Genomic DNA, 9,501 nt, shown 5'->3' on the forward strand with positions numbered 1-9,501 from the left:
CGGGTGGCGCGGGTGCACGCCCCCTATCATGCGGCCCTGGCGGGGATGATGCAGGCGGCGCGGGCCGAGTTCGGGCGGGCGGTGCTGATCGACTGGCACTCCATGCCCGCACGGGCGACGAACGGGGTCGTGGACGTGGTGCTGGGCGACCGGCACGGGACCAGTTGCGAGGCGCTGCTGACGCGGCGTCTGCGGCGGCTGTTCGAGGCGCAGGGACTGACGGTCGGGCTGAACCGACCCTATGCGGGCGGCTATGCGACTCAGACCTGGGGGCGGCCGGATGAGGGCTTTCAGGCGGTCCAGGTCGAGCTGAGCCGAGGCTTGTATTGGGATGAGGCAGCCTGGGCGCCGTCGCCGGGGTGGAAGCGTTGTCGCTCGGCCTTGCGTCGGGTGATCGCCGAGCTTTGCTCTGATCATCGCGCCTGAGGGCGGTCAGGCAAAAAAAGAGCCGCGCCAAACGGCGCGGCTTTGAAAGTCTATAGGGAGGAAACGCCCAGGAAGGGCAAGACGCTCGAAAGCGTCGAAAACCAAGCTAGTTTGCAGCGCACAAAAACACAAGTCTCGATTCAATCTTATACAATCACGGGGTGTTACGGAGTTTGCCGTTCAATCCCATGATCCTGAAATGTGGGCGCGCTTCGTTGATTTCGCAGATGCGAGATAATCAGCCTCGTTCAAGCAGGCGGCGCGCCTGCCGGATGGCGCTGGCGGCAGGCGAGGCCAGCTGGCGCCAGGCCAGAAGGGCGAACACCGACACGGCTCCCAGCATCAGCCACAGCGGCCCGAACAGCCAGGCGGCGGCCGCCAGGGCGAAATAATAGCCGCGAACGCCCTGGTTGAAACTGGTCAGGGCGGGGTTCAGCACGCGCGCCACGGCGCGGCCATAGGCGACGCGGTCGGCTTCTTCATGGATTTCCGGCGCGGCGCCGATCAGGGCGACGGTGTAGTTCAACTGGCGCAGCGCCCAGATGAAGTCGAGGAAGCCGCGGGCCAGGCACAGCAGCACCACGGCCAGCTTGGCCTCCATCAGGCGCGGGGCGACGGGCTCGGCGCCGACGGCGGCGAAACCGCGCATGGCCGCCTCGCCGCCGAACAGCACCCCGGCCACGGCGGCGATCAGCAGCAGATTGGTCGAGGCGAAGAAGGAGCCAGAGTTGATCGAATGGCCCATCAACTGGCTGTCGATCAAGCGCATCTCGCGATGGGTCATGGCGCGCATCCAGGCGTCGCGCACCGACAGCATGTCCATGTTGAGCGAGCCGCTGCGCCGCGCCACCAGACGCATCAGCGGGCCATAGCCCAGCCAGGCCACAAAGAAGACGAACAGGGCGATCCAATCGAACAGACTCATGTCTGGATTGACGCCACGTCGGCCGCCGCAAGGCAAGCGTGATCGCCGCGACGCTTGCCGTAAAGCTGCGCAAAGCTTATCACGCGCGTCAATTCTCTCCCCGTTCGCACCTGCAACAAGAGCGTATCATGAACATCGACGCCATCCCGGTCGGCCCCAACGCGCCGTGGGACATCAACGTCATCATCGAGATCCCGCAGGGCGGCCTGCCGGTGAAGTATGAGATGGACAAGGAATCCGGCGCCCTGTTCGTCGATCGCTTCCTGCACACCGCCATGTACTATCCGGGCAACTACGGCTTCGTGCCGCACACCCTGTCGGACGATGGCGATCCCTGCGACGTGATCGTGCTGAACCCGACGCCGGTGGTGCCGGGCTGCGTCATCCGCTCGCGTCCGATCGGCGTGCTGAAGATGGTCGATGAAGCCGGCGGCGACGAAAAGATCCTGGCCGTGCCGGTCGACAAGCTGAACCCCTACTACACTGAGGTTTCCAGCTACCGTCAGCTGCCCGCCATCCTGATCGAGCAGATCGAGCACTTCTTCACCCGCTACAAGGATCTGGAGAAGGGCAAGTCGGTCACGGTCAACGGCTGGGGCGACGCCGGCGAAGCCGCCGAACTGATCGCTGCCGGCATGAAGGCCCACCAGGCCAAGCTGGCCGCCAAGGGCGAAGCCGCCGCCTGATCGGCGTCTGCATCTGAATGGGAAAGGCCCCGCTGGAAACGGCGGGGTCTTTTTTGTGGGCGCTATCGCTTGCCTTGTGAGTGCGGCTTTCTCCTCCCCATTTAATGGGGAGGTGGCGCGGCGCAGATATGCGCCGAGACGGAGGGGCTGCTTGGTTCCGTCGTCGCAAGCCCCTCCACCGCTACGCGGTCCCCCTCCCACAAAGTGGGGAGGAAAGAGGGTCAGCCGTTCTTCCTGAACGCCGCGATCACCTCGACCGTCCGGCGCACCTGGGCCTCGATCCCAGCCCAGTCCTTCGCCTCGATGGCGGCCTTGGTGATCAGCTTCGATCCCATGCCCGCCGCGACGATGCCCGCGCCGAACCAGTCGTGGATGGAGGCCTCGTCCGGTTCGACCCCGCCGGTCGGCATGATCTTGGTCCAGGGCATCGGCCCCAGCACCGCCTTGACGAAGTCCGGCCCGCCCACCGAGGCGCCGGGGAACAGCTTGACGATCTCGCAGCCCAACTCCTGCGCCTCGGAGATGTCGCGCACCGAGCCGCAGCCGGGCGCATAGGCCACCTGGCGACGGTTGCAGACCTTGGCGACATCGGGGACCAGGCAGGGGCTGATGACGAAGCGCGCGCCCGACGCCAGGTAGAGAGCCGCCGTCGGCGCATCCAGAATCGAGCCCACGCCCATGATGATGTCGGGGTCGGTGCGCGCGAACTGCTTCGACAGGGCGGTGAAGGCCTCCCAGGCGAAGTCGCCGCGATTGGTGAACTCGATCGCCCTGGCGCCGCCTCGTGCGCAGGCCCGGATCACCTCGGCGCAGACCTCGACGTCGGGGTGATAGAAGACGGGCACTACCCCCTGCCCCTCGATGGCGGTCAGCACGGCGAGGCGGTCGTGACGCATGGGAACTCCTTCACTCTGAGGGGCGAAGCCTATTCGGCGGTCGCCAGTTCCGCCAGACGCCTCACCATGGCGCTGTCGGGATCGGCCAGCGGGTCCAGGATGGTGAAGTGATCGGCGCCCTCCACGATCTCGACATGGGTGTCTGCGCCCTTGCCGCCCCAGGCGGCGGCCATTTCGCGGCTCTGACGGACGAACTCATTGCTTTCGTTTCCACCGACCCAGCAATCGAGCGCGGTGCCGCCGGGCGTCGCTCCGTTCGGCGCGGGCCAGTGGATCGGCGACAGGGCGCGTGCGATCGGCGCGTCCAGTCCCAGGGCGTCGTTCAGGGAGGTGTGGACCAGCGGCTCCAGGTCGAACACGCCCGAGATCGCCAGCGCCGCGCGCGCCCGGCCTTCGGACAGCATCCCCGCCGCCATATGCCCCCCGACCGAATGGCCGAACACCAGCGGCCGCTTGCCGGTGCGGGCGCGGACCGCTTCCGTCGCCTGACGCATCTGGCTGATGATCTTGCCGACCGCGACGCCGGGCGCCAGGTCATAGCCCGGCACGACGACGCTGATCCCATGCTCCAGCAGGGCGGGCGCCACCCAGGCGAACCAGCCCCGGTCCAGCGCCTGCCAGTAACCGCCGTGCATGAAGACGGCGACCGGCGCGCCGGCGCCGGCGTCGAACCACTCCATCTTCTGCCGCTCGGACGGGCCGTATTCGATCGTCTCGGGGCGGCGGGCGTCGATCACCCGCAACGCTTCCTTGCGCCAGCGATCCAGAATGGCGGGGTGCCCCGGCACGCGGGCGCGGTTGTTATAGGCCGCCTCATAGGCCGCGGCCCGTTCCATCTGCGTCGCCTCGGGCGACAAAGCCTTACCCATGTCGTCTCCATCCGCTAGAGACCTCCGCTTGAACGGGAGGCTTGAAGGCCATGATGACCGCCATTTTCGTCTTCATCAAATGCGAGTTGGGCTACGCCAACGATGTTGCGGCCGATCTGGTCGATAATGTCGAGAATGTGAGCGAGGTCTATTCGACGTCGGGCCAGCATGACCTGCTCGCCAAGTTCCAACTGCCCAAGGACGCCGACATCGGGACGTTCGTGACCAAGCAGGTGCAGACGCGCCCGCACATCCGCGACACCTTCACCGTCATCACCTTCTCGCCCTTCCTGCCCAGCAAGAAGTAGGTTCCGTTTTTAAAAAGGACCGGCTAGCGTCCTTCCCAAGCAAGAACGCGAGGGAGGGCGGCCATGGCCGATCTGGAGACGTTCCGCGCTGAGACGCGCGCCTGGCTGGAGGCGAACTGCCCGCCGGAGTGTCGCGGCGCGCTGCCGCTTGAGGCGGACATGGTCTGGGGCGGGCGCAACGCCGTCTTCCCCACCCCTGCGCACAAGGTCTGGCTGGAGCGCATGGCCGAACGCGGCTGGACCGCGCCGGAATGGCCGCGCGAATACGGCGGCGGCGGGCTGAGCCGCGAAGAGGCCAAGGTGCTGGCCGCCGAGCTGCGCCGCATCAAGGCCCATCCTGCGCTCTACAGCTTCGGCGTCTGGATGCTGGGCCCGGCGCTATTGGCCTTCGGGACTGAAGAACAGAAGCAGCGCTTCTTGCCCCCCATCGTGCGCGGCGAAATCCGCTGGTGTCAGGGCTATTCCGAGCCGGGCGCCGGGTCCGACCTCGCCTCCGTCCAGACCCGCGCCGTGGATCAGGGGGACCACTGGATCGTCAACGGCCAGAAGATCTGGACCTCCTACGCCGACAAGGCCGACTGGATCTTCTGCCTGGTCCGCACCGACCCCGAGGCGCCCAAGCATCTGGGCATCAGCTTCGTGCTGTTCGACATGGCGACGCCGGGCGTGACGACGCGGCCCATCACCTTGATCAGCGGCAAGTCGCCCTTCTGCGAGACCTTCTTCGACGATGTGCGGGTCGAGAAGGAGAACCTGATCGGAACGCTGAACCGAGGCTGGGACGTCGCCAAGGCCCTGCTGGCGCATGAGCGGACCATGATCGGCGCCATGGGCGATACGGGCGTCGGCCGCCCCTTGGGACAGGTCGCGGCCGATAACCTCGGGCTGGATGAAGCCGGACGGCTGGACGAACCGCTCCTGCGCGCCCGCATCGCCGATTACGACATCGACGCCGCCGCCTTCCGTCTGGCGATGGAGCGGGCGGGCGATCAGATGAAGGCCAAACAGGCTCATCCGGCCATCGCCTCCATGCTGAAATACTACGGCTCGGAGCTGAACAAGCGCCGCCACGAACTGACTATGGCGGCGGGCGGTTCGGACGCGCTGGAATGGGAGGGCGAGCGCTCGAACGACGGTCAGGCCGCCCGCGACTGGCTGCGCACCAAGGCCAACTCCATCGAGGGCGGCACCAGCGAAGTCCAGCTGAACATCATCGCCAAACACCTGCTGCAACTGCCGGGAGCCTGAGCCCATGCCCCTGATCCTGACCGAAGAGCAGCTTATGCTTCAGGACGCCGCCGACGGCTTCCTGAACGAACGCGCGCCCATCGCCCACCTGCGGAAACTGCGCGACAGCCGCGACCCTGACGGCGTCTCACGCGACCTGTGGCGGGCGTTCGGCGAGATGGGCTTTTCCGGCGTCGTCATTCCCGAGGAAGACGGCGGCTCGGGCCTCGGCGCCGTCGAGGCGGGCATCATCGCTGAAAGTTTGGGCCGCACCCTGACGCCGTCGCCCTTCATGGGCTCGTCCGTGCTGGCGGCGACGGTGCTGAAGACGGCGGGATCAGAGACGCAGAAGAAATGGCTGGGCCGGATCGCGGCGGGCGAGGCCATCCTCAGCCTCGCCGTCGACGAAGGCCCCAAACACGCCCCCGCAAAGATCGCTGCGCGCGCCGAGCGCTCGGGCAACGGCTTCAAGCTAAACGGCGCCAAGGGCTTCGTGCTGGACGGCCATGTCGCCGACGCCCTGATCGTCGCCGCGCAAACAGATGACGGCCTGACCCTGTTCCTGATCGATCCGGCGACGCCAGGCGTCTCGGTCGAGCGCACCGTCATGGTCGACGCCCACAACGCCGCTCGCGTGACCCTGAGCGAGGTTCAGGTCGACGCCGACGCCGTCATCGGCGCTGTGGGCGAGGGGCAGGGGCCGCTGGACGCCGCCCTGACGCTGGGCCGCGCCTGCGCTGCTTCGTCACTGGTCGGGGCGGGGGATCAGGCGTTCAGGACAACGCTGGATTATCTGAAAACCCGCAAGCAGTTCGGCAGGCTGATCGGCGAGTTTCAGGCCCTGCAACACCGCGCCGCCCACCTGTTCACCGAGCTGGAACTGGCCAAGGCGGCCACGCTGGCCGCGCTTCAGGCCATCGACGCGGGCCGCCCCGACGCCGAACAGGCCGCCGGAATCGCCAAGGCCAAGGCCGGTCGCGTCGCCGAACTGGCGGTGCAGGAGGCGGTCCAGATGCACGGCGGCGTCGGCATGACGGACGAGTTCGACGTCGGCCTGTTCATGAAGCGCGTGCGGGTGCTGAACGAACTGCTCGGCGACGCCCACTTCCACGCCGAACGTCTGGCCCGCGCGCAGGGCTTCTGACGCTTCCCGATTGATCCAGGGCAAAGCCGTGCGGCTCAGGATGACGGGGCGGGATTCACTCGCTACACCTCCCGGTAAGGGAGAAACGACATGACGCGATCCAACGCGCCCGCCTATCAGACAGGCTTCGCCAACCACTTCGCCACCGAGGCGGTGGACGGCGCCCTGCCGGTCGGCCGCAACTCGCCGCAGCGCCCGGCGCTGGGCCTCTATGCCGAACAGCTGTCGGGCGCGGCTTTCACCGCGCCGCGCGATCACAATCTGAGAAGCTGGCTCTATCGCCTGCGGCCCTCGGCCCAGCACGGGCCGTATGCGCCGTTCGAGCAGGGCCGCGTGCGCTCCGGCCCCTTCAACGAGACGCCGCCCAACCCCAACCGGATGCGCTGGGATCCGCTGACCACGCCGGACCAGCCGACCGACTGGGTCGAGGGGCTGACCACCTATGGCGGCAATGGTTGCGCCGATTCCGGGACGGGCGTGGGCATCCACCTCTATGTCGCCAACCGCTCGATGGTCGACCGCGTCTTCTATTCGGCCGACGGCGAGCTGCTGATCGTGCCGCAGCAGGGGGCGCAGCGCTTCGTCACCGAGATGGGCGTGATCGAGGCGGCTCCGGGCCACATCGTCGTCATCCCGCGCGGCGTCCGCTTCCGGGTTGAGGTCGATGGCGAGGTTCGCGGCTATGTCTGCGAGAACTACGGCGCACCCTTCCGCCTGCCGGATCTCGGCCCTATCGGCTCCAACGGCCTGGCCAATCCGCGCGATTTCGAGACGCCGGTCGCCGCCTTCGAGGACGTGGATCGCCCGACCGAGTGCGTTCAGAAATACGGCGGCAAGCTGTGGGCCACGACCTTCGACCACAGCCCGCTGGACGCGGTCGCCTGGCACGGCAACTACGCCCCCTGCCGCTATGACACGGCACGGTTCAACACCATCGGCACGGTCAGCTTCGACCATCCCGATCCGTCGATCTTCACCGTTCTGACCTCGCCCAGCGACACGCCGGGGACGGCCAACTGCGACTTCGTCATCTTCCCGCCGCGCTGGATGGTGGCCGAGAACACCTTCCGTCCGCCGTGGTTCCACCGCAACGTCATGAGCGAGTTCATGGGGCTGATCTTCGGCGAGTATGACGCCAAGGCGGGCGGTTTCGCTCCCGGCGGCGCCTCCCTGCACAACCGCATGAGCGGTCACGGCCCGGATCAGGCCAGCTGGGACGGCGCGACCAGGGCGGACCTCAAGCCGCACAAGATCGAGAACACTCTGGCCTTCATGTTCGAGACGCGGATGCCGATCCGCACCACGGCCTGGGCTGAACAGACGCCGTTGATGCAGCTCGACTACGACGACTGCTGGACCGGCTTTGAAAAGGGCAAGGTCTGAAGCCTTCCCGCACCCCATATGAAAAGGGCCCCGCCGCGATCGCGACGGGGCCCTTCTTCTGTGCGAGGCCCGTTTAGGACTTCGGCGGCGTGTTCGAGGTGGTCATGCCGCCGTCGACGTTGCCGGCCTCGGCCTTGATGGCGTCGGCCTTCTCATCGGCCTTCTTCTCCACGGCGTCAGCCTGAGCGTTCAGGGCGTCGGCCTGGGCTGCGGTCGGCGCGGCGTCGGCCTGGTTCTCAAGCTGGGTCGCCGTCACGTCGGCCTGGGCCTCTACGGCGTCGGCGCGGGCGTCGGCTTCCTTTTCGGCCGGGTTCTGGCAGGCGGCCAGGCCGGTGAGGGCGGCGACGGAGACGGCGGCGAGAACGAGTTTGCGCATGATGGTGCTCCAGATGGTTGAACCTTGGAAACTCGCAGGATCACATTCGGTTCACGCGCCCGTGATCACATTTTCAGCCCGCCTCGGCGAAGGCCACGCGCGCGGCGCCCAGAAGGGCGGCGTGTTTATGCAGGATCACCTTGGTCGGAATGGCGGCCATATAGTCTTGAAACCGGCCCTTTCGCTCGAACCGTCGGCGGAAGGGGCTGGCCTGGATGAAGGGCAGGATGCGCGGCACGATCCCCCCTGCGATATAGACCCCGCCGCGGGCGCCGGTGGTCAGGGCGATATCCCCTGCCGCAGCGCCCAGCATGGCGCAGAACCGGGCCAGGGTGGCGCCGCAGGGGCTGTCGGGCGTCTCCAGCGCCTGGGCCGTGATCTGGGCGGGGTCGTCTATATGGGTCTCGCGGCCGTCGATCTCGGCCAGGGCGCGGTGCAGGTTCAGCAGGCCCGGCCCGCAGATCAGCCGTTCGATGGAGACGCGGTCATACCGGCGACGCAGGATGCACAGGACTTCGTCCTCGACTTCGTCGCCCGGCGCGAAACAGGCGTGGCCGCCCTCGCTGGGCAGGGCCATCTCCCGGCCGTGGGCGTCGCGCGCCAGGGCGGCTACGCCGAAGCCTGTCCCCGGTCCGACCAAGGCGATGGCGGCGTGAGGATCGCCGTGGGCCGGGCCGCCCAGGGACGCCAGTTCGTCTTCGGGCACGACCGGCGCGCCCCAGGCCAGGGCCTCGAAATCGTTGATCAGCCGGATCGGGTTCAGCCCCAGCGTCTGAAGTTCGCTCTCCGACACGCGCCAGGGCGAGTTGGTCAGGTCGATGGCGCCGTCCGTGACCGGCCCGGCCACGGCGATGACGCCGCCGGTCGGCTTGACCCGACAGCCGTCGAGATAGGCCTTCACCCCCTCCAGAAAGGTCGGGTGGGTCTCGGCGGGGAAGCTTTCGAAATGCTCCAGCTGGGGGCGTCCGTCGACCATGCGTGCCAGGGCGAAGCGGGCGTTGGTGCCGCCGACGTCGCCGACCAGAAGCAGGGGATCGGTCATGCGGTTCTCCCTCAGGCGTCCACGGCGCGATCGACCAGGTTGGGATCGGGCGGGCCGTCGTCGTGGCCGTTCGCGCCGATGGGGGCGGCGAAGCAGACGCTGGCCCCTTCTTCCGCCGTCGACACCGCCTGACGGAAGGCGCCGAACAACTCGCGGCCATAGCCCCAGGACGAGCCCTCGGCATGGGCGCGCGAGCGCGTCGCCGCCGGACGCGCGCTC

At 67.6% G+C, this 9,501-nt stretch carries 11 protein-coding genes and 1 pseudogene; 6 read left to right on the forward strand and 6 right to left on the reverse strand.

The annotated features are described in order from the left end of the window. The coding region (locus tag RT567_RS10110; RefSeq protein WP_313576254.1) for an N-formylglutamate amidohydrolase at positions 1 to 426 on the forward strand (426 nt) is incomplete at its 5' end. A gap of 238 nt (positions 427 to 664) precedes the next feature. Here the strand turns inward: RT567_RS10110 and RT567_RS10115 are convergent. Continuing rightward, positions 665 to 1,351 (reverse strand): DUF599 domain-containing protein, encoded by a 687-nt coding sequence (locus tag RT567_RS10115; RefSeq protein ID WP_313576256.1) that lies wholly within the window; start codon positions 1,349 to 1,351, stop codon positions 665 to 667. A gap of 128 nt (positions 1,352 to 1,479) precedes the next feature. Here RT567_RS10115 and ppa point away from each other — a divergent pair, with 128 nt between their 5' ends. Continuing rightward, positions 1,480 to 2,037: an inorganic diphosphatase gene (ppa, locus tag RT567_RS10120; RefSeq protein ID WP_313576258.1), complete on the forward strand. Its 558-nt coding sequence runs from the start codon at positions 1,480 to 1,482 to the stop codon at positions 2,035 to 2,037. Positions 2,038 to 2,258: 221 nt separating this feature from the next. On the opposite strand, the gene RT567_RS10125 is transcribed toward ppa, so the two are convergent. After that, positions 2,259 to 2,933: a bifunctional 4-hydroxy-2-oxoglutarate aldolase/2-dehydro-3-deoxy-phosphogluconate aldolase gene (locus RT567_RS10125; RefSeq protein WP_313576260.1), complete on the reverse strand. Its 675-nt coding sequence runs from the start codon at positions 2,931 to 2,933 to the stop codon at positions 2,259 to 2,261. A 29-nt stretch (positions 2,934 to 2,962) separates the two neighbouring features. Next, positions 2,963 to 3,802: an alpha/beta hydrolase gene (locus RT567_RS10130; protein WP_313576262.1), complete on the reverse strand. Its 840-nt coding sequence runs from the start codon at positions 3,800 to 3,802 to the stop codon at positions 2,963 to 2,965. 50 nt (positions 3,803 to 3,852) lie between these two features. On the opposite strand from RT567_RS10130, the gene RT567_RS10135 reads away from it, so the two are divergent. From RT567_RS10135 to hmgA, 4 genes are all read left to right on the forward strand, one after another. Beyond that, complete coding sequence (locus RT567_RS10135) at positions 3,853 to 4,110, forward strand: Lrp/AsnC ligand binding domain-containing protein (RefSeq protein WP_040347054.1); 258 nt, start codon at positions 3,853 to 3,855, stop codon at positions 4,108 to 4,110. A 63-nt stretch (positions 4,111 to 4,173) separates the two neighbouring features. Then, complete coding sequence (locus RT567_RS10140) at positions 4,174 to 5,358, forward strand: acyl-CoA dehydrogenase family protein (RefSeq protein ID WP_313576264.1); 1,185 nt, start codon at positions 4,174 to 4,176, stop codon at positions 5,356 to 5,358. A 4-nt stretch (positions 5,359 to 5,362) separates the two neighbouring features. After that, the gene (locus RT567_RS10145; protein WP_313576266.1) at positions 5,363 to 6,481 is read left to right on the forward strand and encodes an acyl-CoA dehydrogenase; all 1,119 of its coding nucleotides are present in this window, start codon (positions 5,363 to 5,365) and stop codon (positions 6,479 to 6,481) included. A gap of 90 nt (positions 6,482 to 6,571) precedes the next feature. Continuing rightward, on the forward strand, positions 6,572 to 7,864 hold the full coding sequence (gene hmgA / locus RT567_RS10150) for a homogentisate 1,2-dioxygenase (protein ID WP_313576268.1): 1,293 nt from the start codon (positions 6,572 to 6,574) through the stop codon (positions 7,862 to 7,864). 73 nt (positions 7,865 to 7,937) lie between these two features. On the opposite strand, the gene RT567_RS10155 is transcribed toward hmgA, so the two are convergent. From RT567_RS10155 to RT567_RS10165, 3 genes and pseudogenes are all read right to left on the reverse strand, one after another. Further along, positions 7,938 to 8,240, reverse strand: a complete 303-nt coding sequence (locus RT567_RS10155) for a hypothetical protein (RefSeq protein ID WP_125902169.1) — start codon at positions 8,238 to 8,240, stop codon at positions 7,938 to 7,940. Between the two features lie 73 nt (positions 8,241 to 8,313). Continuing rightward, complete coding sequence (gene glk / locus RT567_RS10160) at positions 8,314 to 9,282, reverse strand: glucokinase (protein ID WP_313576271.1); 969 nt, start codon at positions 9,280 to 9,282, stop codon at positions 8,314 to 8,316. Positions 9,283 to 9,293: 11 nt separating this feature from the next. Then, positions 9,294 to 9,501: pseudogene (locus RT567_RS10165) on the reverse strand (phosphogluconate dehydratase); the annotation flags it as partial.

The organism is Brevundimonas sp. (genome assembly GCF_032107865.1).
GTDB lineage: Bacteria > Pseudomonadota > Alphaproteobacteria > Caulobacterales > Caulobacteraceae > Brevundimonas.